Annotated in this window: 22 protein-coding genes; 10 read left to right on the top strand and 12 right to left on the bottom strand. The window is 75.4% G+C overall.

Features of this window, described 5'->3' with window-relative positions; all coding sequences use genetic code 11:
* Positions 1–111 precede the first annotated feature (111 nt).
* A complete protein-coding gene (locus GQ466_RS09215; protein WP_161102260.1) occupies positions 112–570 on the top strand; it encodes a carboxymuconolactone decarboxylase family protein in 459 nt (152 codons plus the stop codon).
* 212 nt (positions 571–782) lie between these two features.
* On the opposite strand, the gene GQ466_RS09210 is transcribed toward GQ466_RS09215, so the two are convergent.
* Positions 783–1661 (bottom strand): sigma-70 family RNA polymerase sigma factor, encoded by an 879-nt coding sequence (locus GQ466_RS09210; protein ID WP_161102259.1) that lies wholly within the window; start codon positions 1659–1661, stop codon positions 783–785.
* 225 nt (positions 1662–1886) lie between these two features.
* On the opposite strand from GQ466_RS09210, the gene add reads away from it, so the two are divergent.
* From add to GQ466_RS09195, 3 genes are all read left to right on the top strand, one after another.
* A complete protein-coding gene (gene add, locus GQ466_RS09205) occupies positions 1887–2924 on the top strand; it encodes an adenosine deaminase (RefSeq protein ID WP_161102258.1) in 1038 nt (345 codons plus the stop codon).
* Positions 2925–2980: 56 nt separating this feature from the next.
* Positions 2981–3214 carry a hypothetical protein gene (locus GQ466_RS09200; protein WP_161102257.1) on the top strand — a complete coding sequence of 78 codons (234 nt, stop codon included), beginning with the start codon at positions 2981–2983 and terminating at the stop codon, positions 3212–3214.
* 210 nt (positions 3215–3424) lie between these two features.
* Entirely contained in the window at positions 3425–6262 is a 2838-nt protein-coding gene (locus tag GQ466_RS09195; RefSeq protein WP_161102256.1) for a helix-turn-helix transcriptional regulator, read from the top strand.
* A gap of 47 nt (positions 6263–6309) precedes the next feature.
* On the opposite strand, the gene GQ466_RS09190 is transcribed toward GQ466_RS09195, so the two are convergent.
* The 6 genes from GQ466_RS09190 to GQ466_RS09165 all read right to left on the bottom strand — a co-directional run bounded on the left by GQ466_RS09190 (position 6310) and on the right by GQ466_RS09165 (position 12426).
* Positions 6310–7074 (bottom strand): BTAD domain-containing putative transcriptional regulator, encoded by a 765-nt coding sequence (locus GQ466_RS09190; RefSeq protein WP_161102255.1) that lies wholly within the window; start codon positions 7072–7074, stop codon positions 6310–6312.
* 168 nt (positions 7075–7242) lie between these two features.
* Positions 7243–8220: a UDP-glucuronic acid decarboxylase family protein gene (locus GQ466_RS09185; protein WP_161102254.1), complete on the bottom strand. Its 978-nt coding sequence runs from the start codon at positions 8218–8220 to the stop codon at positions 7243–7245.
* Positions 8217–9635 (bottom strand): D-glycero-beta-D-manno-heptose 1-phosphate adenylyltransferase, encoded by a 1419-nt coding sequence (gene rfaE2, locus GQ466_RS09180; protein ID WP_161102253.1) that lies wholly within the window; start codon positions 9633–9635, stop codon positions 8217–8219. Before rfaE2 ends, GQ466_RS09185 begins: the two co-directional genes overlap by 4 nt.
* Positions 9632–10222, bottom strand: a complete 591-nt coding sequence (locus GQ466_RS09175; protein ID WP_161102503.1) for a D-sedoheptulose-7-phosphate isomerase — start codon at positions 10220–10222, stop codon at positions 9632–9634. The genes rfaE2 and GQ466_RS09175 overlap by 4 nt, the downstream gene beginning before the upstream one ends.
* A gap of 7 nt (positions 10223–10229) precedes the next feature.
* Positions 10230–11453, bottom strand: coding sequence for a glycosyltransferase (locus tag GQ466_RS09170; protein WP_337193385.1), 1224 nt, complete (start codon positions 11451–11453; stop codon positions 10230–10232).
* A gap of 85 nt (positions 11454–11538) precedes the next feature.
* A complete protein-coding gene (locus GQ466_RS09165) occupies positions 11539–12426 on the bottom strand; it encodes a polysaccharide pyruvyl transferase family protein (protein ID WP_161102252.1) in 888 nt (295 codons plus the stop codon).
* A gap of 109 nt (positions 12427–12535) precedes the next feature.
* On the opposite strand from GQ466_RS09165, the gene GQ466_RS09160 reads away from it, so the two are divergent.
* The 5 genes from GQ466_RS09160 to GQ466_RS09140 are packed head-to-tail and all read left to right on the top strand — an operon-like array spanning position 12536 to position 18525.
* Positions 12536–14161, top strand: a complete 1626-nt coding sequence (locus tag GQ466_RS09160; RefSeq protein ID WP_161102251.1) for a carbamoyltransferase family protein — start codon at positions 12536–12538, stop codon at positions 14159–14161.
* Positions 14162–14178: 17 nt separating this feature from the next.
* Complete coding sequence (locus GQ466_RS09155) at positions 14179–15669, top strand: HAD-IIIA family hydrolase (RefSeq protein ID WP_161102501.1); 1491 nt, start codon at positions 14179–14181, stop codon at positions 15667–15669.
* A complete protein-coding gene (locus GQ466_RS09150) occupies positions 15666–16679 on the top strand; it encodes a glycosyltransferase family 9 protein (RefSeq protein WP_161102250.1) in 1014 nt (337 codons plus the stop codon). The genes GQ466_RS09155 and GQ466_RS09150 overlap by 4 nt, the downstream gene beginning before the upstream one ends.
* Positions 16676–17623 (top strand): glycosyltransferase, encoded by a 948-nt coding sequence (locus GQ466_RS09145; protein ID WP_161102249.1) that lies wholly within the window; start codon positions 16676–16678, stop codon positions 17621–17623. Before GQ466_RS09150 ends, GQ466_RS09145 begins: the two co-directional genes overlap by 4 nt.
* Positions 17620–18525 (top strand): glycosyltransferase family 9 protein, encoded by a 906-nt coding sequence (locus GQ466_RS09140; protein WP_161102248.1) that lies wholly within the window; start codon positions 17620–17622, stop codon positions 18523–18525. Before GQ466_RS09145 ends, GQ466_RS09140 begins: the two co-directional genes overlap by 4 nt.
* Here the strand turns inward: GQ466_RS09140 and GQ466_RS09135 are convergent.
* Genes GQ466_RS09135 through GQ466_RS09120 form a run of 4 tightly spaced genes read right to left on the bottom strand, consistent with a single transcriptional unit; the run spans position 18499 to position 21776 of the window.
* Positions 18499–19380 (bottom strand): glycosyltransferase family 2 protein, encoded by an 882-nt coding sequence (locus tag GQ466_RS09135; RefSeq protein ID WP_161102500.1) that lies wholly within the window; start codon positions 19378–19380, stop codon positions 18499–18501. The genes GQ466_RS09140 and GQ466_RS09135 overlap by 27 nt on opposite strands.
* Before the next feature lie 11 nt (positions 19381–19391).
* Positions 19392–20318, bottom strand: coding sequence for a glycosyltransferase (locus GQ466_RS09130; protein WP_161102247.1), 927 nt, complete (start codon positions 20316–20318; stop codon positions 19392–19394).
* Positions 20315–20734: a CBS domain-containing protein gene (locus tag GQ466_RS09125; RefSeq protein WP_161102246.1), complete on the bottom strand. Its 420-nt coding sequence runs from the start codon at positions 20732–20734 to the stop codon at positions 20315–20317. Before GQ466_RS09125 ends, GQ466_RS09130 begins: the two co-directional genes overlap by 4 nt.
* Before the next feature lie 40 nt (positions 20735–20774).
* Positions 20775–21776, bottom strand: coding sequence for a SigB/SigF/SigG family RNA polymerase sigma factor (locus tag GQ466_RS09120; RefSeq protein WP_237417624.1), 1002 nt, complete (start codon positions 21774–21776; stop codon positions 20775–20777).
* Between the two features lie 400 nt (positions 21777–22176).
* On the opposite strand from GQ466_RS09120, the gene GQ466_RS09115 reads away from it, so the two are divergent.
* Positions 22177–22353 carry a CDGSH iron-sulfur domain-containing protein gene (locus GQ466_RS09115; protein WP_337193383.1) on the top strand — a complete coding sequence of 59 codons (177 nt, stop codon included), beginning with the start codon at positions 22177–22179 and terminating at the stop codon, positions 22351–22353.
* Positions 22354–22388: 35 nt separating this feature from the next.
* Here the strand turns inward: GQ466_RS09115 and GQ466_RS09110 are convergent, their stop codons facing one another.
* The gene (locus tag GQ466_RS09110) at positions 22389–23375 is read right to left on the bottom strand and encodes an iron-containing redox enzyme family protein (RefSeq protein WP_161102244.1); all 987 of its coding nucleotides are present in this window, start codon (positions 23373–23375) and stop codon (positions 22389–22391) included.
* Positions 23376–23522: the final 147 nt, after the last annotated feature.

The following is a 23522-nucleotide window of genomic DNA, read 5'->3' as shown; positions in this document are numbered from 1 at the left end:
CCCGGCGCCGGATCGCCCGCGAGCCCGCCGCGACGTTCTCTCCGCCGCGTGATACCTCGCGGCGGTCCGCTCCGTCATAGCGGTGACACACCACTTCGGAAAGGACGCGAGATGGCCGAGCGCATGAAGAACCCCGTCCAGGTGCTCCCGGACGCGATGACCGGGATCCAGAACCTCTTCAAGGCGATGCACAAGGGCGGAGTGCCGCAGGCGACGCTGGAACTCGTCCACCTGCGGGCGAGCCAGATCAACGGCTGCGGCCCGTGCGTCCACGGGGGCGTCGAGAGCGCGCGGAAGGCGGGCGAGTCCGACGAGCGCCTCTTCGCGGTGGCCGCGTGGCGCGAGACCCCGTTCTTCACCGACGCCGAGCGCGCGGCGCTGCAGCTGGCCGAGGCGGCGACGCGGCTGAGCGACCGCCCGGACGCGGTCCCCGACGCCGTCTGGGACGCCGCCGCCGACCACTACACCGAGGAGCAGCTCGCGGCGATCATCCTCATGATCGCCACGACGAACCTCTTCAACAGGCTCAACGTGACGGTCCGGGCGCAGTCCGGCGCGACCTGGTCCTGACCCCGCCGACCGCAAGTCGGTTCTGACCCGGCTGGCGCGAGCCGGTCCTGACCCGGCTGGCGCGAGCGGGTCCGGACCCCGGCTCGCGCGACTGGGTCCTCCCCCCGGCGCAAACGGAACCTGACCCGGCTGGTGCGGGCGGGTTCTGATTCCGGTCGGCGACAGCGGCCGTGCGTTCTTCCGGAATTTGCCGGGAGAACGCACGGAAGCGGTCAGGACGGGAAGGCGGGCAGGCGGAGGGAGGCGAGACGGGTCGGGTCGCCGAGCGCGTCGATCGCCGTGATCCGGCCGGCGGTGACGGTGAAGGCCATGATCGAGACGGGCCGTCCGGCGACGGTCACCACGACGCCGGCCGCGCCGTTCACGAGCGCCGGGTGCACGCGCGCGTCCGGCCGGGCGAACATCAGCGCGCGGCCGGCCACCTGCGCGGCGCCGCCGACCAGCGCGGACAGGCCGGCGGCGCCGCCGTCGGCGCGCAGCGTGACGTCCGGGTCCAGGGCCGCGACGAGGGCCGCCAGGTCGCCTCGGCGGGCCGCCGCGAAGAAGGCGTCGACCGCCGCGCGCTGTCCGGCGAGGTCGGCGTCGGGCGTCGTCTCCGCCGCGCGGACCCGGCGGCGCGCCCGGCTCGCGAGTTGTTTGGCGGCGTTCGGCGAGCGGCCGAGGATCGCGCCGATCTCCTCGAACGGCACCGCGAACGTGTCGTGCAGGACGAGCGCGAGTCGTTCGGCGGGCGCCAGCGTGTCCAGCACGACGTACAGCGCGAGGCCGACCGACTCGGCCAGCAGCGCCTCCTGCTCGGGGTCGGCGCCGTCGGCCGGGCTCACGACCGGGTCGGGAACGTGCCACTCCAGCGGCTCCTCGGACCGGGACGCCCGCGAGCGCAGCATGTCCAGGCACAGCCGCCCGGTCACGGTCGTCAGCCAGCCGCCCAGGTTCTCGATCCCGCTCGTGTCGGTGCGGCTGTACCGGAGCCACGCCTCCTGCACCGCGTCGTCCGCCTCGTGCAGGGACCCCAGCATGCGGTAGGCGACGCCGCGCAACCGCGGACGGTGCTCCTCGAAGCGCTCGGCCTGCAGTACCTGCTCGTCCATCGGCTCTCCCCCGGTCGTCGGTTCCGTCGTGGTACTGACGGACCAGGCCCGCCCGACGTAACGCCGCGACGATCGTAGAGGGCCCGACGCGCCGTCTTCCGGCCGTCCCCGCCCGCCCGGAAGCGCCACCGAGGGTCGCGCCGGACGAACGCAGTGTCGCCGCACGCGAACTCCGGACCGGCCTCCCGCGTCCATAGAGGGAGAGCACGCGAAGCGGGAGGGACCGTGGATCCGTTCGTCGCAGGGCTGCCCAAGTGCGAACTGCACCTGCACATCGAGGGCACGCTCGAACCGGAGCTGAAGCTGGAGCTGGCCCGCCGCAACGGCGTCGAGCTGCCGTACGGGACGGTCGAGGAGGCGCGCGACGCCTACCGTTTCGACAGCCTCAGCTCGTTCCTCGTCGGCTACTACGAGAGCATGGCCGTCCTGCGGACCGAGCCGGACTTCTACGACCTCGCCCTCGCCTACCTCGCGCGGGCCGCCGCGCAGAACGTCCGGTACGCCGAGATCTTCTTCGACCCGCAGGCGCACACCGCGCGCGGCGTCCCGTTCGACGTGGTGATCCGGGGCCTGCGCCGCGCGCTGCTGGACGGCGAGCGCCTGCACGGCGTCCGCGCCCAGCTCATCCTGTGCTTCCTGCGCGACCAGTCCGCCGAGTTCGCGATGGCGACGCTGCTGGAGTCGCTGCCGTACCGGGAGTGGATCGTGGGCGTCGGCCTGGACTCCGACGAGCGCGGCAACCCGCCGGAGAAGTTCGCGGCGGTCTTCGCGCGGGCGCGGCGGGAGGGCTACCTGCTGACGATGCACTGCGACGTGGACCAGGAGAACAGCACCGCGCACATCCGCCAGTGCCTGGACGTCATCGGCGTCGACCGCATCGACCACGGCGTCAACGCGCTCGACGACCCGGAACTGGCGGCGGAGATCGGCCGACGGGGGCTCGCGCTGACGGTCTGCCCGGTGTCCAACGGCTTCGTCACCGACGGCCCCAAGGCCGACGTGATCCGAAGGATGCTCGACCTCGGCCTGCGGGTGACGATCAACTCCGACGACCCGGCCTACTTCCGGGCCTACGTCGCGGAGAACCTGGACGTCGTCCGGCGCGAGCTGGACCTCACCCGGGACGAACTGGTCCGCCTGGAGCGCAACGCGTTCGAGGCGGCCTGGCTCCCGCGCGCGGCGAAAGACGCCTACCTGGCCGAACTCGAAACCTACGCCGGTGCCTCCCGAGCCGTCGGCGCCAAGAAAGGCGAGGACGCTTGAAGTTGCAATTAGCCGGTCAGCGCGCAGTGAATTCCACGGCCTGTAACATGGTGCGCGTGAACACGACTTCCGTGCCCACTACCATGATCGTCGCGACGGGGAAAATGCCGAACCGTGATGTGCGCGACGCCGAATTGGCCGAAACCGGCCACCGGCGCGGATTCGTCGACCAACTTTTCCTACCTATATACTCGGGAACAAGATTGGGACACCCAAGGCAGGGCCGACGAGATGCGATGTCACCCAAAGCGATCACCGAGGAGCGGACGGTCACAGAACACGTGTTCTGACTCGGAGTCGCCGATCACTGTTTATCGGTCGGCGGTACGGAACCGGGGAAATCGCCTGTCCGCGACGCGCCGGGATCACCTTCCGGCGCCATCCGTTTTTAATGCGAACGTAACACCGTATATGCGCTGCGTGTAGCAATATTTCCTCATCCGAACGGGAATGAGGGAGACCGACCGCACTTCGGGGATCACAGCGGGAGGGAATCGTTCTTGGCTGGCCATGCGACACCCGTGCTCGGCGACCGGCCGCGTGCCGTGCGGCACGACGAGGCGCGCCGGCTGCGCGCGTCCCTGGACGCGCTGGCCCTCGGCGAGGGCCGGATCGTCGAGCTGACCGGCGACCCCGGCACGGGCAAGACGCGCCTGCTCGCCGAGATGCTGGGCGACGCCGAGCGCCGGGGACTGCCGATCGCGCACGTCCGCTGCACCGCGGCCGAGCGCCGCACCCCGTACCGGACCGTCGCGCTGCTGCTCGGCGAGCCGCCGCTGCGCGACTGGCGGCTGCTCGCGCCCCCCGAGGACCGCGCGGTCGTCGGCGAGGCGCTCGCGCGCGGCTCCGTCGACCCGGCCGGGGTGCCGCAGCGGTCGCGGTTCCAGATCTGCGGCGCGGTCCGCTCGGTGCTGGAGCACGCGGCCCGCGACGGCGCGGTGGTCGTCCTGGAGGACGTCCACTGGGCCGACCCCCAGTCGCTCGACCTGATCGACCAGCTCGTGCGCGGGCCGCTGGAGGCGCCGCTGCTGCTGGTGATCGTCCACCGGCCCCGGCAGGCGTCGCCCCGGCTGCGCGCCACGCTCGCGCACGGCGTGGAACTCGGCACGGTGACCCAGATCGAACTCGGGCCGCTGACGCTGGAGGAGTCGGGCCGCCTGCTCGGGATGCCCGCCGACCACCCGCGCGTCCTGGACCTGCATCTGGAGGCGCACGGCGTCCCGCTGTACCTCGCGGCGCTCGCGGGCGAGGTGGGCGGGCGCGTCCCCGCGCACGTCGCCGGGCTGCTGCTCGGCGAGGTCACGTCGCTGGCCGGTCCTGAGGCGCTCGTCGCGTCGGCGGCGGCGGTCCTCGGCGAGCACTGCGACGCGACGCTGCTCGCGGGGGTGACGGGCCTGCGCTGCTTCGAGGTCGAGGCGGCGGTGGACGACCTGCTCGCCCGCGACATCCTGCGGCCCGCCGCGCGCGCGTCGAAGTTCGAGTTCCGGCACCGGCTGCTGCGCCAGGTCGTCTACGACGGGACGGCGTCGGCGTGGCGGCGCTCGGCGCACCGGTCGGCCGCGCGGGTCCTCGCCGAGTACGGCGCACCGCCCGCCACCCTCGCTGACCAGGTGGAACGGGCCATCGCCCCGACCGATCCGGAACACTTGCGGATCCTGCGCGAGGCCGCCGCCGAGGCGCTGCTGACCGACCCGGGCCGCGCCGCGCACTGGCTCGACCTCGCCCTGCACGGCTTCTCCGACGACCTGCTCGACGACCGGACGCGGACCGAGCTGCGGGTGCTGCGCGCGCAGGCGCTCGGCCGCGCGGGACGGCTCGCCGAGAGCCGCGACCTGCTGCACCGCGTGATGGGCGACCTGCCGCCGGAGGAGAAGGCGCTGCGCGCGTCGGCGGTGGCGTTCTGGGCGCTGGTGGAGTGCCTGCTCGGCAACTTCGCCGAGGCGCTGGCGCTGCTCGCCGACGGCGTCGCCGGGATCGCGGGCGACGCCGAGCCGCCGCGCGAGGCGGCGGTGCTGCTCATCGAGCACGGGCTGGTCGGCGCGTTCGACGGCCGGGCGCCCGACCCCGCCGGGGCCGAGCTGGCGCTGCGGCTGGCCCGGCGGCACGGCGACCGGGTCGCCGAGAGCGGCGCGCTCGTGCTCGGCGCGCTCGCCGCGACGTTCGCCGACACCGGACGGACCCGGGAGCCGCTCGCGGCGGCGGCCACCGCCCTGGACCGGCTGTCGGACGCCGAACTGGCCCCGCATCCGGAGTTCGTCGCGATGCTCGGCTGGGCGGAGACGCTGGCCGGGCAGTTCCAGGGGGCCGAGCGGCACTTCCTGCGCGGGATCCGGATCGTCCGGACGTCGGGGCAGGAGCACATCCTGCCGGTCCTGCTGCTCGGGCTCGGGAACGTCCAGCGGCACGTCGGCGACCTGGACGACGCGCGCCGCACCGCCGCCAAGTCCCGCGAGCTGGCCGAGCAGACCGGCGCCGGGTACCTGACGGGGCTGGCGCTGGCGCTGGAGTCGCTGACGGCGGGCCTCGCCGAGCCCGAGCACGCGGCCGTCCCGGTGGAGCTGGCCGAACGGGCGCTCGCCGCGATGCGGCCCGGCTCGTTCTACTGGGCGTTCTGCGCGTCGATGGCGCTGGCGCAGGCGGTGTGCCTGGCGGGCGATCCGGCGCGGTGCGTGACGGTGCTGCTGGACGCGGGCCGGGGGCCGGAACTCCCACGGATCCCGGTGTTCCTCCGGCCGCTCGTCTTCATGATCATTCTGAAGTCGTCGGTGGAGGCGGGCCGCCCCACCGCCGACTGGGCGGAGCGGGCCGCCCGCGCCGCCGACGGGCTCGGCCGGCCCGCGCCGAGCGCCTACGCGCGGCTGGCGGAGGGCCTGGCGCGGCGCGCCGACGGCGACCTCGCCGAGGCCGTGCGGCTGTTCGAGCGCGCGGCGGAGCTGTTCGGCGAGGCGGGGATGATCCACGCGATGACGGCGTCGCTCATCACGGCGGCGTGCGAACTCGTCCGGCTCGGCCGCCGCGAGCAGGCGACCGCCCTGCTGGTGACGGCGAAGAACCTGGCGCGGCGGCACGGCGCGGCGCGGGCGGTGGAGGAGGCCGAGCGCTGGCTCAGCCGGCTGCCCGACGACGGGCCGCCGTCCGGCGGTCCCGACCTGTCGGCCCTCACCGAGCGGGAGCGGCAGATCGCGACGATCGCGGCGACCGGGCTGAAGACGCGGGAGATCGCGGCCGAGCTGTCGCTGAGCCCGCGGACGGTCGACGTCCACCTCACCCGCATCTACCGCAAGCTGAACATCAGCTCGCGGGCGGTGCTGGCGCGGCTGCTGGCCCGGTCGGCGTAGACGGCGCGAACCCCGGGCCCGCGCGGACCCGGGGTTCTTCGCGGCGGTCAGACGGCCGGACGGACGTCCAGCACCTCGTCGGCGGCGAGGATCGACCGCTGCATCTCGCGCAGCCCCCGGCCCGGGTCCAGGCCCAGCTCGCGGTTCAGCGTCTCGCGGGCCGTCTGGTAGACGCCGAGCGCGTCCGCGCGCCGGTCGCAGCGGTACAGCGCCAGCATGAGCTGGCCGTAGAACGGCTCGTGCAGCGGGTGCTCGCGGATGAGCCCGCTGAGGACGCCGACCATCTCGCGGTGCCGGCCGAGGCGGAGCTTCATCTCGCCCAGGGTCTCCTGGCACTCCAGCCGCACCTCCTCCACCCAGCGCGCGAACCCGTTGATGACCGGGCCGCCGGGCAGGGTCGCGAGCGCGGGGCCGCGCGCGAGGCCGAGGGCCTCCTCCAGGCCGACGCGGGCCTCGTCCCAGCGGCCCGCGCGGACGTGGGCGCGGCTCTCGCGGACGAGCCGCTGGAACAGGTGGAGGTCGAGCTGCCCCTCGTCGGCCCGCAGGACGTAGCCGGGCGAGCGGGTCTCGATGGGACGCGCGCCGCTCTCGTCGCGCGGGAGCAGCTTGCGGAGCTGGGACACGTACACGTACAGCGCCGCCGTCGCGCGCTGCGGCGGCTCCCCGCCCCACACCTCGGTGACGAGCTGGTCGACCGACACGACCTCGCCGGAGCGGATCAGCAGGGTGGCCAGCACGACCTCGATCTTGGGTGCGGTGATCGTGACCTCTCCGTCGGCCACGCGCAGAGAACCAAGGATCTCGTATCTCACGACGCCTCACTTAGGGAGCATTAGCGTGCGCCGCCGCCCGCGGCGTTCCGTGGCCCCCAGCCTTGCAGCACCGGCGAAGGAAAGCGTCCGCAAAACTACGTACTTTGACCGTAAGCAACGACCGGCACGCGTTCGGTGCGGTTCGGGCCCCTACGGTCAACCCCGATGTCAGACGGCGGCCTCCTCCCGTTCGCCCGTGACGGCGAGCAGGTCGGCGAACCAGTCGACCGTCCGGCGCAGGCCCCGGTCGCTCGGGACCGACGGCCGCCAGCCGAGGCGGGTCGCGGCGAGCGTGCCGTCCGGGCGGCGCACCGCCGGGTCGTTCTCCGGACGCTCCACAAAGACGATCTCCGAGTCCGACCCGGCGATGGCGCGGATCGTCTCGGCCAGCGCCAGCACGGTCATCTCGTCGGGGTTGCCGATGTTGATCGGGCCCGGCTCGGCGCTGGCGGCCATCGCGAGGATCCCGGCGACGGTGTCGTCCACGTAGCAGATCGAGCGCGTCTGGGAGCCGTCCCCGGCGACGGTCAGCGGCAGCCCGGTGAGCGCCTGCCGGATGAACGTCGGGATCGCGCGGCCGTCGTGGGGTCGCATCCGGGGCCCGTACGTGTTGAAGATCCGGACGATGCCGGTGTCCATGCCGTGCGTGTTGCGGTACGCGGTCGTCAGCGCCTCGGCGTACCGCTTGGCCTCGTCGTACACGCTGCGCGGCCCGACCGGGTTGACGTTGCCCCAGTAGTCCTCGCGCTGCGGGTGCTGGAGCGGGTCGCCGTAGACCTCGCTGGTGGACGCGAGGACGAACCGCGCGCCCTTCTCCTTGGCGAGGCCGAGCGCGTGCAGCGTCCCGAGCGCGCCGACCTTGAGCGTCTCCAGCGGCAGCTTCAGGTAGTCCACCGGCGACGCGGCCGACGCGAAGTGCAGGACGAGGTCGACGTCGCCCGGAATGTGGACGAACTCCGTCAGGTCGCACTCCACGAGCCGGAACCCGCGCCGGCCGATCAGGTGCCCGACGTTGCCGGGGTCGCCGGTGAGGAAGTTGTCCAGGCAGACGACCGAGTAGCCGTTCTCCAGCAGCCGTTCGCACAGGTGGGAGCCGAGGAACCCGGCCCCGCCCGTCACGACGGCGCGTCCTTCGGTACCGGTCATCGGGCGTCCTCCCGGGTCCGGACGGCGGCGCGCTCCACGATCCGCGTCGTGGACCGTCCCGCCAGGTAGGGCAGCAGGACCGTCTCGCCGCCGAGGCGCCGCACGACGGCGGTCTCGGGCATCTCGGCGGCCGAGTAGTCGCCGCCCTTGACCCAGACGTCGGGCCGCAGCCGTTCGATCATCCGCACGGGCGTCTCCTCCTCGAAGACCATCACGGTGTCGACGCTGTCGAGGGCGGCGAGGACGCGCACCCGGTCGTCCTGCGCGACGAGCGGCCGTCCCGGCCCCTTCAGCGCGCGGACCGACGCGTCGGAGTTCAGGCACACGACCAGGCAGTCGCCGAGCGCCCGCGCCTGGCGCAGCAGCTCGACGTGCCCGGCGTGCAGCAGGTCGAAGCAGCCGCCGGTCGCGACGACGGTGCCGCCGCGCTCGCGGGTGCGGCGGACGACGTCCCAGGCGTCCCGGGCGCCCGGTCGGCGCGGCGTCGCGCAGCCGGTCGCGACGAACGCCGAGGCCCGCTCGACGCCCGCGGCGACGGCGTCGCCGAGCAGCGCGCCGTCGCGCAGCGCGAGCGCGACCGTCGCGGCGAAGCAGTCGCCGGCCCCGCACGGGTCGGGCGGGGCGCCGGTGGACGGCGCGGCGGCGGGCGGGACGGGCACGATGCGCGGCACGTCCTCGCCGACCGACAGCAGCGCGCCGCGTTCGGCCATCGTGAGCGCGATCCCCGCCGTCCCCCACTCGGCGACGAGCGCGGCGGCGTCGGCGGCGGCGCGGTCCAGCTCGCCGGTCGCGCGCTCCCCGGCGGACGCGGCGGCGGGCAGCGCGGCGGCGAACCCGCGCGCCTCCCGCTGGTTCGGCGTGGCGACGCGGACGCCCGGCACCGGCGGCGCGCCCGCCGGATGCGGGTCCCAGACGACCGGGATCTCCCGCGCCAGGCGGCCGAGCAGCTCCCGCATCCCGGGATGGGCGGTGGTTCCGCGTCCGTAGTCCGACACGAGGATGGCGCCGGCCGACGCGAGCGCCGCCGCGACGTCGCCGGGCACCGGGCCGGGCGCGGCGCGGGCGTCGCCGTGGTCGATGCGGACGATCGGCCGCCCGCCGGACCGGACGCGGACCTTGCGGACCGTCTCCCCCGTCGCGGGCAGCGGCACGAGCCGGACGAGGCCGGGCAGCGCGGCGCGGAGCCGGGCGGCGTGCGCGTCCCCGGCGACCGGCGCGACCAGCACGATCGCGCCGGGCTCCAGGTCGGCGGCGAGGGTGGCCGCCAGGCCCGCTCCCCCGGCGCGGACGTGCTCGGCGACGTCCTGCACGACCGGCACGGGCGCGTCCGGCGCGAGGCGTTCGGACGTCCCGTCCAGGTCGATGTCGAGGAACGCGTCGCCGACGACGACGAGCGGGCCGCCGCGCCGCGTCACGACGCCACCGCCTCGTCCACCGGGCGGGCGGCGGGCGTGCGCGCCGCCGCGTCCAGCGACTCGCAGATCATGTGGACCGCGACCAGGTGGATCTCCTGGACGGTCGCGGTGGACGGCGCGTCGACCGCGACCGCCTCGTCGCACGCGGCGGCGAGCGGGTTCGGGGCCGGTCCGGTCAGCGCCCAGGTGCGGACGCCGAGGTCGGCGGCGGCGCGCGCGGCGGCGAGGACGTTCCCGCTGGACCCGCTCGTGGACAGGCACACCAGCACGTCGCCGGGCCGTCCGTGCGCGCGGATCTGGCGGGCGAACAGCTCGTCGGCGCCGTAGTCGTTGACGATCGCGGTGACCGCCGAGGTGTCGCAGTGCAGCGACACGGCGGGGAACGGCTGACGCTCGCCGTCGTAGCGGCCGACCAGCTCGGCGGTGAGGTGCTGCGCCTGCGCGGCGCTGCCGCCGTTGCCGCAGGCCAGCAGGCGTCCGCCCGCGTCGAGCAGGCCGGCGAGGTCGCGGCCCCAGCGGTCCAGGACGGCGGCGTCCGCGCGGAAGTCCACAAGGGCCTGCGCGAGGTCGTGCAGATGGTTCTCCATGCCCATGTCAGCCTCCCTGCGCCAGCGCGTACGCGGGGCGCGCGACGCGGCCCGCGATGAGTTCGGTGTAGGCCGCCTCGGTGCGCGCCGCGATCTCCGACCAGCAGAACCGGGCGCGGGCGTGCGCGGCGCCGGTGTGGCCGAGCGCGGTGCGGCGGTGCTCGTCGGCGAGCAGCGTCCGCAGCCGCGCGGCGAGCGCGGCCGGGTCGCGCGGCGGGACGAGCAGGCCGGTGGTCCCGTCCAGGACGGTGTCGAGGTGGCCGCCGACGGCGGACGCGACGATCGGCGTCCCGCACGCCATCGCCTCGACCGGCACGATCCCGAACGGCTCGTACCAGGGCGCGCTGACGATGACGTCGGCGGCGCGCATGAGCGCGGGCACCTGGTCGTGCGGGACGGCGCCGAGGAACACGACGCGGTCGGCGACGTTGGAACGTTCCGCCAGTGCCGCGAGGCGCTGCGCCTCCGGGTCGGTGTCCAGGCCGCCCGCCGCGGGCCCGCCCGCGATCACCAGTTCGGCGTCGGGGACCTGGGCGAGCGCCTCGACGATCGTCGCGACGCCCTTGCGCGGGACGAGCCGGCCGATGCTGAGGACGTGGGGCCGCGACGGCCGGGCGAGCGACGGGCCGTCCGGACGGAACCGGTCGGTGTCCACCCCGCACGGCACGATCCGGACGCGCTCGTCGTCCACCCCGAACGTCCGCAGGTCGGGCAGCTCCGACGACGACGTCGCGATCACCATGTCGGCCTCGCGCGCCACGCGCGGTTCGAGCACCGACCGCTCGGCCGGGCTCGTGTCGGCCTCGGCCTGGTGGCGGCGCTTGACGACGCCGAGCGCGTGGAAGGTCTGCGCGACCGGGATCCCGAGGTCCCGGGCGCCGGCCAGCGCGGCGAGCCCGCTCATCCAGAAGTGCCCGTGGACGAGGTCGGGACGTCCGGCGCGCCAGCGCTCCCGCAGCCGTGCGCCGAACTCCCGCATGTACGGGAGCAGGTCGTCCTTCGGGACCGGTTCGGGCGGCCCGGCGTCCACGTGCTCGACGACCACGCCCCCGGCCGGGGTGACCTCGACGGGCAGGTCGGGGTCGTCACGCCGGGTGAACACCCGGACGTGGTGCCCGCGGGCGGCGAGCGCGCGGGCGAGCGCGGCGACGTGGACGTTCTGCCCGCCCGCGTCGGCCCCGCCGAGCGGCGCCAGCGGGCTGGCGTGTTCGGACACCATATGGATGATCACGCTGTCCTCCGTACCTGCGACGGCACGCGGTTCTGCGTGCGGCGACCACCTAGCCGGGGCCGCGACGACTCAAACACGGTTCGCGCTACGACTGGCTACGCAGCGCATCGTCGAGTGCGGGGAGCAACGGGTTCGGCGCGGGCGAGAAGATCCGCGCGGCGGTCTGGCCGCGTCCCGACAGGCACCAGGCCCACAGGTCGGCGAGCCGGTCGGCGCCGCCGGGGGCGAGGACGTCGGCGGCCGACAGCACGGCGGGCCAGCCGAGCGCCGCCGCCTGCGCCGTGACCTTGCCGCCGTCGGCGACGGGGTCGACGGCGAGGACGGGCGTCCCGGCGCGCAGCCCGAGGACGAGCCCGTGCAGCCGCGTCGTGACGACGACGTCCAGCCGCGCGAGGGCCGCGACGAGCTGCCCGGCGGTGGCGGGGAGCCGCCAGTCGGCGCTGTCGAGGCGGGTGTCCATCGGGAGGCGGGCGCAGTCGATCTCGGCGAGCCAGCCGGTGATGCGGTCGGCGACGTCCTCGTGCCGCCGCCGCGCGCCGTACTCGCCCTGGCCGAGCGACAGCACGACGCCGACGACCGGCACGGACGCGATCGGCGGGACGGTCGCGAGGTCGGGCCGGACGCCGTCCAGGCCGTCCCGGGCGAGGATCGTGTGGAAGCCGGCGGCGGCGGGGTCGTCCGGGTCGAGCACCGACACCCCGACCGCGATGCGGCGGCAGTGCGCGAACCGCTCGTGCAGCGCCGCGATGTCGGGGCCGTGCAGCGGGCCGCACGCGAACACCACGTGCGTGTAGTCGCCGGGGTCGGCGTCGTCCAGCGTGAGCGCGCCCGGACGGAACACCGGGCTCCACGCCGTGTCGCACGCGACGCCGTCGGCGTCGAGCCGGTCGCGGACGGCGGCGAGCGCGAGGACGTCGCCCGCCGTCGCTTCGCCGTTCAGGAAGCTGAACCACCCGGTCATCAGGACTCGCATGGACCGTCGGTTACCCGCCCGGGCGCCGGGGACGCACGTCGGCCGCCATGTTTCGCCAGGTCACGGCCGGGGAGGGGCGCGATCACGTAGGTGAGGGAGGAGACGCCAGTTGCGTGTGCTCGGAATCAACGCGATCTTCCATGATCCGGCCGCCGCGCTCGTCGTGGACGGCGAGGTCGTCGCTGCGGCGGAGGAGGAGCGGTTCAGCCGCCGCAAGCACGGCAAGCGGCCGGTCCCGTTCGCCGCGTGGGAGCAGCCCGTCCTGTCGGCCCGGTGGTGCCTGGAGCAGGCGGGGCTGACGCCCGCCGACGTCGACGCGGTCGGTTTCTCCTACGACCCGGACCTGACCCGCCCCGCCGAGGAGATGGGCCTGTTCGACCCGTGGGACCACCTGCGGACGACCTACGCGCACGAGGCGCCGAGCTTCCTCGCCGACGCGCTGCCGGGGCTGGATCCGGCAAAAGTTCGGTTCGTCCCGCACCACGTCGCGCACGCCGCGTCGGCGGGGCTGGCGGCGCCCGCGCGGTCGAGCGCGGTGCTCGTGTCGGACGGGCGCGGTGAACGCCACTCCCATCTGTCCGGCCACTACCGCGACGGGGACCTGGAGGTCCACTCGACGCAGGAGCTGCCGCACTCGCTCGGGCTCCTGTACGAGGACCTGACCGAACATCTGGGGTTCCTGCGCTCGTCCGACGAGTACAAGGTGATGGCGCTGGCGTCCTACGGGAAGCCGCGCCATCTCGACCTGCTGCGCTCCAAGATCCGGGTCACGGGCGACGGGGGCTTCGTGACCGAGCCGGTCGACTGGGGCGAGCTGGCGCCGCCGCCCGGCGACGCGCCGTGGGGCGACGCGCACGCCGACCTGGCCGCGAGCGTGCAGCGGCGGCTGGAGGAGGTGCTCATCGAGCTGGCCTTCGACCTGCACGAACGCACCGGCGAGTCCATGCTGACGATGGCGGGGGGAACGGCGCTGAACTGCGTCGCGAACTCCGTCCTCGCGCGTGAGGGGCCGTTCGAGCAGGTGTGGGTGCAGCCCGCCGCGGGCGACGCGGGGACGGCGCTCGGCGCGGGCCTGCACGTCGCGCACGCGCTGGACGAGCCCGCCTGGTTCATGACCGGCGCCGACCTCGGCCGCGGGTTCGCCGACGAGGAGATCGAGGCGATGCTGCGGACCGCGCGCGTCCCCTACGAACGGCCCGCCGACGTCGCCGAGGAGGTCGCCGAGGCGCTGGCCGCCGACGGGATCGTCGCGTGGTTCCAGGGCCGCTCGGAGTTCGGGCCGCGCGCGCTCGGGCACCGGTCACTGCTGGCGCATCCGGGCCGCCGCGCGAACCTGGACCGGATGAACGACGTGAAGGGGCGGGAGAGCTTCCGCCCGGTCGCGCCGATGGTCCGCCTGGACCGTGCCGAGGAGATCTTCACGCGGGGGCCGCACCCGAGCCCGTACATGCTGTTCGTCCACGACGTCGCGCCGGCCTGGCAGGACCGGATCCCGGCCGTCGTCCACGTGGACGGGACGGCGCGCGTGCAGACCGTCGACCCGGCGCACGAGCCGCTGGTCGCCCGGATGCTGGACGCGTTCGAGCGCCGCACGGACCTGCCCGTCGTCGTCAACACGAGCCTGAACACGGCGGGCCGCCCGATGGTCGACGACGTTCGCGACGCGCTGGAGTGCTTCGGCTCCAGCCCCGTCGACCTCCTCGCCATCGGTCCGTTCACCGTGAGGCGCCCGTGAGCGGGTATTCGGTGGTGATGCCGACGTTGGCGCGGCCGTGTCTGCGGGCGGCGCTGGAGTCGCTGGCCGCCGCGCTCGGGCCCGCGCCGGAGAAGATCGTGCTGGTGGACGACCGTCCGGGCGGGCCGCACGCGGCGCCGAAGGTGCCCGAGGCGCTCGCCGACCGGACGGAGATCGTCGCGTCCGGCGGGGTCGGGCCGGCGGGGGCGCGCAACCTCGGCTGGCGGCGGACGCGGACGCCGTGGGTCGTGTTCCTGGACGACGACGTCCGCGTCGGTCCCGGCTGGCGCGACGAGCTGGCCGCCGATCTGGAGTCGGCGGCGCGCGACGTCGGCGGGGTTCAGGGCGACGTCAGCGTGCCGCTGCCGCGGGACCGTCCGCCGACCGACTGGGAGCGCGGCACGGCCGGGCTCGCGTCCGCCCGCTGGATCACCGCCGACATGGCGTACCGGCGGGCGGCGCTGATCGAGACCGGCGGGTTCGACGAGCGGTTCCCGCGCGCGTTCCGGGAGGACGCCGACCTCGCGCTGCGCGTCCTCGCCGACGGGTGGCGGCTGGAGACGGGCATCCGGCGCACCGAGCACCCCGTCCGTCCGGCGGGGCCGTGGGCGAGCCTGCGGGCGCAGCGCGGCAACGCCGACGACGCGCTGATGCGGCGGCTGCACGGCGCGGACTGGTACGAGCGCGCCGGGGAGACGCCGGGCCGCCGGTCGCGGCATCTCGGGATCGTCGCGGCGGGCGCGTCCGCGCTGACGCTGGCGCTGACCGGGCACCGCCGCGCCGCCGCGCTGCTCGGCGCGCTGACGGCGGCGGGCGTCGGGGAGTTCGCCGCCGCCCGCATCGCGCCCGGCCCGCGCACCGCCCGCGAGATCGCGGCGATGCTCGCGACGAGCGCCGCGATCCCGCCCGCCGCCGTGTGGCACTGGGCGCGCGGGACGCTCGCGGCGCGCGCCGCCCGGCCGTGGCCGCCCGAACCGCGCGTCCTGCTGTTCGACCGGGACGACACGCTGATCCGCGACGTCCCCTACAACGGCGACCCGGCGCTGGTCGAGCCGATGCCGGGGGCGCGCGAGGCGCTGGACGCCGCCCGCGCGCGCGGCCTGCGGATCGGGGTCGTCAGCAACCAGTCGGGCATCGCGCGGGGGCTGCTGACCGCCGCGCAGGCGCACGCCGTCAACCGGCGCACCGAGGAACTGCTCGGCCCGTTCGACGCGTGGGAGATCTGCCCGCACGGCCCCGGCGACGGCTGCTCGTGCCGCAAGCCCGCGCCGGGCCTGGTGCTGCGCGCCGCCGGACGGCTCGGCGCCGCGCCGCACGAGTGCGCGGTGATCGGGGACATCGGCGGGGACGTGGCCGCCGCGCACGCCGCGGGGGCGCGTGCGGTGCTGGTCCCGACCGCGCGGACGCTGCCCGGCGAGCTGACCGGCGCGCGCCGCGCCGCCGACCTCGGCGCGGCCGTCGCGCTGCTGCTGGACGGTGCCCGCGCCGGCCTCTGGCAGGACGCGTGACCGCGCTCGTCGTCCGGCTCGACAACGCGGGCGACGTGCTGCTGGCCGGGCCGGCGATCCGCGCCGTCGCGGCGCGGTGCGGCCCGGTGACGCTGCTGGCCGGTCCGCAGGGCGCGGCGGCGGGACGGCTGCTGCCCGGCGTCGGCGACGTCGTGGTCTACGACGCGCCGTGGTCGGGGTTCGTCCCGCCCGCGTTCGACGGCCCGGCGACCGACGCGCTCGTCCGCCGCCTCGCCGCGAGCCGGTTCACCGACGCGGTGATCCTGACGTCGTTCCACCAGTCGCCGCTGCCCGCCGCGCTGCTGCTGCGGATGGCGGGCGTCGGGCGCATCGCGGGCATCAGCGTGGACCATCCGGGCTCGCTGCTGGACGTCCGGCTGCGCGGCGACCCCGACCTGCCCGAGCCCGAACGGGCGCTGGCGCTCGCGGCGGCGGCCGGGTTCCCGCCGCCGCCCGGCGACGACGGACGGCTCGCGGTGCGGCGTCCGCTGCCCGACGTCGCCGCGCTCGCCGGGGACGGCCCGTACGTGATCGTCCATCCCGGCGCGTCGGTGCGGTCGCGGCGCTGGCCCGCCGAGCGGTGCGCCGAGACGGTCGGCGAGCTGGCCGCGCGCGGCCTGCGCCCGGTCGTGACGGGCGGCCCGGACGAGCGCGCGCTGACGACCCTGGTCGCGGGCCGCCTCGGCACCGACCTCGGCGGGCGCACCGACTGGCCGAGCCTCGCGGCCGTGTTCGCGGGCGCGGACGCGGTGATCACCGGCAACACCGGCCCCGCGCACCTGGCGGCGGCGGTCGGGGCGCCGGTGGTGTCGCTGTTCTCGCCGGTCGTCCCGGCGGCGCGGTGGGGGCCCTACGGCGTCCCGCACGTGCTGCTCGGCGACCAGCGCGCCGCGTGCCGCGACACCCGCGCCCGCGACTGCCCCGTCCCCGGCCATCCCTGCCTCACGAGCGTCACCGCCGCCGACGCGGCCGACGCCGTCGAGAAACTGATCGCGGAGACCGCCTCATGAACATTCTGATCTGGCATGTCCACGGCTCTTGGACGACCGCGTTCGTGCAGGGGCCGCACACCTATCTCGTGCCGGTCACGCCCGAGCGGGGGCCGGACGGGCTGGGCCGCGCCCGCACGTGGGAGTGGCCCGGCACGGTGAAGGAGGTGTCGCCGGACGAGCTGCGCGACCTGGACGTGGACATCGTCATCGCGCAGCGTCCGCACGAGCCCGAGCTGGCCCGGAAGTGGACCGGACGCGATCTTCCCCTCGTCTACCTGGAGCACAACGCGCCCGACGGCGACGTCCCGCTGACCCGCCACCCGCTCGCCGACCGGCCGGACGCGCTCGTCGTCCACGTCACCCACTTCAACGACCTGCTGTGGGACTGCGGGAGCACGCCGACCCGCGTGGTCGAGCACGGCATCGTCGATCCCGGCGCGCTGTGGACGGGCGAGCTGGCGCGGACGGCCGTCGTCACCAACGAGCCGCTGCGCCGGGGCCGCTACGTCGGCGCCGACCTGCTCCCCTACTTCGCCGAAGCCGGGCCGCTGGACGTGTTCGGGATGGGCGTGGCGGACGTCCCCGAACGCCTCGGCCTGCCCGGCGCCCAGGCGTTCGAGGATCTGCCGCAGGACCGGATGCACGCCGAGCTGGCGCGCCGCCGCGTCTACCTGCACCCGGTGCGGTGGACGTCGCTCGGCCTGTCGCTGCTCGAAGCCATGCACCTCGGGATGCCGGTCGTGGCGTTCGGGACGACCGAGGTCGCCGAGGCCGTCCCGCCGGACGCGGGCGTCGTGTCCACCGACCGCGCGGTGCTGCGCGACGCCGTCGCCCGCCTGCTCGCCGACCCGGCCGAGGCCGCCGAACGCGGCGCCGCCGCGCGCCGCGCCGCCCTCTCCCGCTACGGCCTGGACCGGTTCCTCGCCGACTGGGAGGCGATCCTCCCGGCGGCGGCGCAGTGAGACGCGTCCTGCTGCTGCGGGCGCTCGGGCTCGGGGACTTCCTCACCGGCGTGCCCGCCTACCGGGCCGTGCGGGCGGCGTTCCCGGGGCACGAGATCGTCCTCGCCGCGCCCGCCGCGCTCGCGCCGCTGGCCGCGCTGTGCGACGGGCTCGACCGGCTGCTGCCCACGGCCGAGCTGGCGCCGGTCCCCTGGGACGGCCCGCCGCCGGACGTCGCGATCGACCTGCACGGCAACGGCCCCGCCAGCCACCGGATCGTCGAGGCGCTGGGCGCGGACCGGACGATCGTCTACGGCCCCGAGTGGGACGAGGACGAGCACGAGGTCGCGCGCTGGTGCCGTCTGCTGGAGCTGAACGGCATCCCGGCCGACCCGTCCGCGCTCGGCCTGTCGCCGCCGCCCGGCGCGGAGCCCGCGGCGATCGTCCATCCGGGCGCCGCGTCGGGCAGCCGCCGCTGGCCGCCCGAGCGGTTCGCGACCGTCGCCGCAGCTCTCGCCGACGCGGGCCACCGCGTCCTGGTCACCGGCGGGGACGCCGAACGCGCGCTCGCGGCCCAGGTCGCGGACGGCCTGGACGTACTCGCCGACGCGGACCTCGCCGACCTCGCCGCCACCGTCGCCGCCGCGAACCTCGTGATCTGCGGCGACACCGGCGTGGCGCATCTGGCGACGGCGTGCGGCACCCCGTCGGTGACGCTGTTCGGCCCGGTGTCCCCCGCGCTGTGGGGGCCGCCGGACCTCCCCCGGCACAAGGTCCTGTGGAAGGGCGGCGCGGCGGGACGTCCGGGCGACCCGCACGGCGCCGACCCCGACCCGCGCCTGCTCGCGATCACCGTGCCGGAGGTGCTGGCCGCCGCGTCCGCGCTGCTCGACGCGTCAGCCGACGTACCGGCGCGCGGGTGAGCGCCGCTGGGCGTCCTCCAGCAGCCGCAGTCCGAACGCCACGCGCGCGGGGACGGGCCGCCGCTCGCGCAGCACCCACGGCAGGCCCCGCACGGCCTCGGCGACGGCCGCCGCGCTCGCCGTGTCGCGCGGCACCGAGCGCAGGAGCGTCCCGGTGCGGCGGACGGCGTCCAGGCCGGGCCGCCGCAGCCAGGTCGTCCAGAGCGTGTTGCGGATGCCGCGCCGGCGGCGGCTGCGCGGGTCCCGGACGGTCGACGCCGCGTGGTGCACGACGACGTCCTCGGTGAAGCACAGCCACCAGTCCGCCGCCGCGAGGTCGAGGCTGAGCAGTTCCTCCTCGCCGCCGAAGCCGAGCCGTTCGGAGAACCCGCCCGCCTCCCGGAACGCCGACACGCGCAGCATCGACGCGCCCGCGAGGATGCCGAGCAGCGCGGGGCCGGGCAGGCTGTCGGGGCCGGGGACGGGCGAGTGCCGCAGCTCGGGCGTGATGGGGTCCTCGGCGCCGTCCGGCTCGACGCGGATCAGCGCCGTCACCGACGCCACCGACGGATGGGCGTCGAGGTGGTCGGCGGCGCGGGCCAGCGACCCCGGCTCCCACCAGGTGTCGTCGTCGCAGAACGCGACGTAGGGCGTGGTGACGCGCTCGACGGCGAGGTTGCGGGCGACCGCGCCGAGGTTGTCGCGCAGCGCGGTGACCTCGACCTGCGGGAACGCATCGGCGACGGCGGACGCGGTGCCGTCCGTCGACCCGTTGTCCATGACGATGATCGGCGGGCGCTCCGGCACGGACGTCATCCGCCCCAGCACGTGGAGCAGCTCGCCGCACCGGTTGCGGGTGATGATGACGACCGTCATCCGCGGATCGGTCACGGCACCGGCTCCGGCGCATGCCGGTCGATGAGCCCGGCCGCGCGTTCCACCGGCGGCGGCAGCGGGCGGCGCCGGGCCAGCGCGGCGGGCAGCCGGCGCAGCGCCCCGGCGAGGGCGCGGCGGGCGTCGCCGTCGCCGGGCGCGGCGGCGGCGAGCCGGGCGGTCTCCCGGGCGGCCAGCGCGGCGGGCCGCCGCAGCCAGGCGGTGAGCACGGTGTTGCGCAGCTCGGCGCTGCGCCGCGCCCCCGCGCCCTGCCGGCGCGGCGACGGGTCGTGGACGGCCACGACGCCCGGCACATGGCAGCGGTCCCAGCCCGCGGCGGCCAGGTCGTAGGCGAGCAGCCGCTCCTCGCCGACGAAGAACAGCACCGTGCTGAACCCGCCGACGGACAGGAACGCCTCCCGCCGGACGACCGCCGCGCACGCCAGGAAGCCGAGCACCGGCGGGCCCGGCAGCGGGCGCGGCCCCGGCGGCAGCGGCGTGTCCGTCATCGCGGCGTTGATCGGGTCGGGGTCGCGGGCGGCGCCGACGAGCGTGCGCGCCGCGATCAGCCCGAGCCGGGGATGGGCGTCGAACTCGGCCGCCGCGCGGGCGAGCGAGCCCGGCTCCCACCAGGAGTCGTCGTCGCTGAACGCGACGTACGGGGTGCGGGCGGCGGCCACGCCGAGGTTGCGGGCGGGCGCGCCGACGTTGCGGGCCAGGCCGAGGACGGTCGTGCCGGGGTCGCCGAGCGCGCGGACGGCGTCGGCCGTCCCGTCCCGCGACCCGTTGTCCACGACGATGACCTCGGGCTCCTCGGGCAGGGCGCGCAGCCTGGCGACCGTCCGCAGCAGCTCGTCGCGGCGGTCGCGGGTCGCGATGACGACCGTCGTGCCCGCGCCGGGCCGGGGGGCGCGCGGCCCCCCGGCGGACGGACCCGTCACTTGTTGGCCGGGGCCGCGCTGATGTCGGCGAGGGCCGAGCGCTCGTCCCGCTCGATCGCGAGGTCCCCGATCGACACGATGCCCACGGGACGGCCGTCCTCGACGACCGGCAGCCGCCGCACGGCCTGGTCCCGCATGATGTCCACGGCGCGCGAGACGTGGTCGTCCGGCGCGAGCGTGTAGTCGGCGGAGCTGGCGACGGCCTGGGCCGTCGTCGTCCCCGGGTCGCCCCCGTCGGCCAGGAAGCGCGTCACCAGGTCGCGGTCGGTCACGACGCCCAGCAGCCGGCCGTCGTTGGTGACCAGCACCGCTCCGACGTCCTGATCTCGCATCGTCCCCGCAATATCCGTCACCACGGTGTCGGGCTGCACGCACTGCGGGGACTTGGTCATGATCTCGCGGATCTGCTGGCTCATAGCGGTGTCCTTCCTCGTCGGTCGGTGTCCGTCGGCGCGCCTACCCCGCGGGACGTCCGCTATGCGCCTTCCGCCGGGCCTTGCCGCGTCCGCTCGGCCGGGCCGCGGTGGTCCGCGCGGTCGTCCGGGTGGTGGTCCGCGTGGTCTCGGTGACGGTCTGGACCGACCGCGTCCGGCGGGCCGCGCGCGGACGCCGCTCGTCCGCCGGGCCGGGGTCGTCCTCGCCCTCGGCGGCGGCCCGCAGCAGCGCCAGGCTGTCGCGGATCAGCCGGGACACGTGCATCTGCGACAGCCCGACGATCGCGGCGATCTCCCGCTGCGTCTTGTTGCCGTAGAAGCGCAGCAGCAGGATCTGCCGCTCCCGCGCGGCGAGCCGGTTGAGCACCGGCTTGACCGACTCCCGCGAGTCGATGACCTCCGGCTCGGTGTCGAGCGTCGCGATCGTCTCGGCGACGGTCGGGCTGTCGGGGTCGTCGTCCACACTGCGGTCCAGCGAGCACAGGTGGTACTCGTCGCCCGCCTGGATCGCCTCGATGATCTCCTCCTCGTCGGTGTCCAGGTCGGCCGCGAGGTCGGCGATCGTCGGGGACCGGCCGAGCGACTGGCTGAGCCGGCCGCGCGCCTCGTTCAGCTCGGCCCAGCGCTCCTGGACGCCGCGCGGCGGGCGCACCGCCCAGCCCCGGTCGCGGAAGTGCCGCTTGATCTCACCGACCACGGTCGGCGTCGCGTAGGCGAAGAAGCGGGTGCCGCGATCGGGCTCGAAGCGGTCCACCGCCGAGATCAGGCCGAGCATCCCGACCTGGAAGAGGTCGTCCACGCTCTCGCCGCGGGACGCGAACCGGCGCGCGATCCGCTGCACCGTCGGGACGCACGAGACGATGATCTCCTCGCGCATCCGGTCGCGGCGCGGCCCGTCGGTCAGCGCGCGCAGTTCGGCGAGGCGTTCCTCGATCGTCGGTCCGGTCTCGTCCGGGCCGGGCCGGTCCGCCGTGTCAGTACGCGGGTCGGTACGAAGGTTCGTGGGACTCGTGAAAGCTGTCATGAGCGGAAAGTTCCTCCCTGCGGGACGCTGACCGGTCGGGTCATCACCGCCGAAGAGGCCGTGAATCACGCGGACGTTCTTCGGGAACGCCGCGTGCTCTCGTGGATGTGGTCCGCCGGGTGACGTTCACCCGGATCGGGCCGCGGCCGGGGCCCCCGCCGCCTTCCGGTCCCGCCGCGCCGTCTCGCGTGCGGGCCGTGCCGCGGGCCCCGCGCCCGGCGGCGGTCCTGCCGACGGGCGCACTTTCAGGATTGGCGCGGCGTCCGGGCGGAGTCAACTCGGATCGGCCATGGCGGGTCACGGCCTCGGCAAACGATCCTTGTCCTTGCTCGTCCGGGTATGCGATGCATCACCGTTTTGCCAGTGCTCCCCGGGTATGTCGGGCTTTATGGTGCACAAGGTGACGCAGGTGAAGGACGGGCCGCTGCTCATGGAAGGGCCGGTGGAGATCGAGATGGACGACGGGACGACCGTCCGGTCCGACCGGTTCGTCGTCGCGCTGTGCACGTGCCGCCGCAGCCGCACCGCGCCGTTCTGCGACACCAGCCACCGGCGCAAGGTCCGCGACGACGGCTAGCCCCCGTCCGCCGCCGCCCGAGCGGCCGTCGCCGGTCAGAGCGGGCGGAGCAGGGACGTGCGGCCGGCGTCCCAGGAGCCGAGCAGGTGGCCGTCCAGCCGGTCCTCCAGCAGGACGGTCGCCTCCGCGCCCAGCGCGACGTCCGGCGCCAGCTCCGGTTCCGCGTCCAGCAGCCCGCCGATGACGTCCCGGCGCAGCACCTGCTCGTGGACGGCGTCGGCCTCCACGTGCTCGGCGTAGAACCGCACGCCGCGCTCGGCGACGCCGAGCCGCCGCAGCGCCCGGCACATCCGCTCCGAGCCCGGGCTGCTCGTGATCTCCAGGACCGCGAAGTGGCCGAGGATCGCGCCGCGCAGCGCCCGGTGCAGCGCGAACAGCGACATCATGTTCGTGATGGCGAGCATCGGCGCGGGCACGACGTCCACGTACGCGCCGTAGGACGGGTCGAGGTCCGCCTCCTCCATGAGGTCGGCGAACAGCCGGGCGTGCATCCTCTCCGCGTTGCCGCCGCCGAACTCGTCGTACTGGACGGCCGCTAGCGCAGCCTTCGGCGGGCCTGCCAGTCTCGGGACGGCGAACGCCTGCGGATCCGACTCCTTGAGCTGGTAGATCGACCGGTGCACCAGGTACTCCCGCATCTGCCACATCTCGCCCTTGTCGCGCAGGTGGTGGGAGGGGCCGCGGGCGTCCAGGTGCTCGATGAGGAGGGCGTCCAGGACGTCGTGGACGTCCTTGCCGGGCGTCCCGTCCCGCAGCTCTGCGAGGAACGCCTGTTCCAGGGTGGCGCGCAGCCCGAGCAGCGCCGGATCCCACTCCCACCCGGCGTCCACGCCGGTGAGCCCCTGGTAGTGCAGCTCGTAGCAGAGGTGCAGCGCGAGGTGGAGGTCGTCGCCGAACGGGTCGTCCGCCGCCGGGGCCGCGCCGAGCGCCTTCTCCGCCGCCGGAGTTCCGGCCGGGCCGCGCAGCACCTCCAGGAGGGCTTCGCTGAGCGGGCCGCGGGGGGCCGGAAGGTCGGCGGTCATGAATTCCTCCAGGTCGTTCGTCCGTTGCTGCGTTCGCCGTCCTACCCGGCGCACGACGGACATGCGTGATCTTCGCCGCCTTGACAGCCCCGCCAGGCGCGGACATGGTCTTAGGTACATGTCCCTTAGGTCATGTTAAGGAGAGCG

The sequence above is a fragment of the Actinomadura rayongensis genome (genome assembly GCF_009831215.1).
GTDB lineage: Bacteria > Actinomycetota > Actinomycetes > Streptosporangiales > Streptosporangiaceae > Spirillospora > Spirillospora rayongensis.
The sequence above is the reverse complement of the archived record's forward strand: the minus strand, read 5'-3'. Positions and strand labels throughout refer to the sequence as shown.

Coding starts and splice junctions, on each gene's coding strand:
- GQ466_RS09155 (WP_161102501.1), top strand. CDS start 14,179: ATGCCGACGTTGGCGCGGCCGTGTCTGCGGGCGGCGCTGGAGTCGCTG.
- GQ466_RS09145 (WP_161102249.1), top strand. CDS start 16,676: ATGAACATTCTGATCTGGCATGTCCACGGCTCTTGGACGACCGCGTTC.
- GQ466_RS09135 (WP_161102500.1), bottom strand. CDS start 19,380: ATGACGGTCGTCATCATCACCCGCAACCGGTGCGGCGAGCTGCTCCAC.
- GQ466_RS09125 (WP_161102246.1), bottom strand. CDS start 20,734: ATGAGCCAGCAGATCCGCGAGATCATGACCAAGTCCCCGCAGTGCGTG.
- GQ466_RS09210 (WP_161102259.1), bottom strand. CDS start 1,661: ATGGACGAGCAGGTACTGCAGGCCGAGCGCTTCGAGGAGCACCGTCCG.
- GQ466_RS09110 (WP_161102244.1), bottom strand. CDS start 23,375: ATGACCGCCGACCTTCCGGCCCCCCGCGGCCCGCTCAGCGAAGCCCTC.
- GQ466_RS09185 (WP_161102254.1), bottom strand. CDS start 8,220: ATGACCGGTACCGAAGGACGCGCCGTCGTGACGGGCGGGGCCGGGTTC.
- GQ466_RS09215 (WP_161102260.1), top strand. CDS start 112: ATGGCCGAGCGCATGAAGAACCCCGTCCAGGTGCTCCCGGACGCGATG.
- GQ466_RS09120 (WP_237417624.1), bottom strand. CDS start 21,776: ATGACAGCTTTCACGAGTCCCACGAACCTTCGTACCGACCCGCGTACT.
- GQ466_RS09165 (WP_161102252.1), bottom strand. CDS start 12,426: ATGCGAGTCCTGATGACCGGGTGGTTCAGCTTCCTGAACGGCGAAGCG.
- GQ466_RS09175 (WP_161102503.1), bottom strand. CDS start 10,222: ATGGAGAACCATCTGCACGACCTCGCGCAGGCCCTTGTGGACTTCCGC.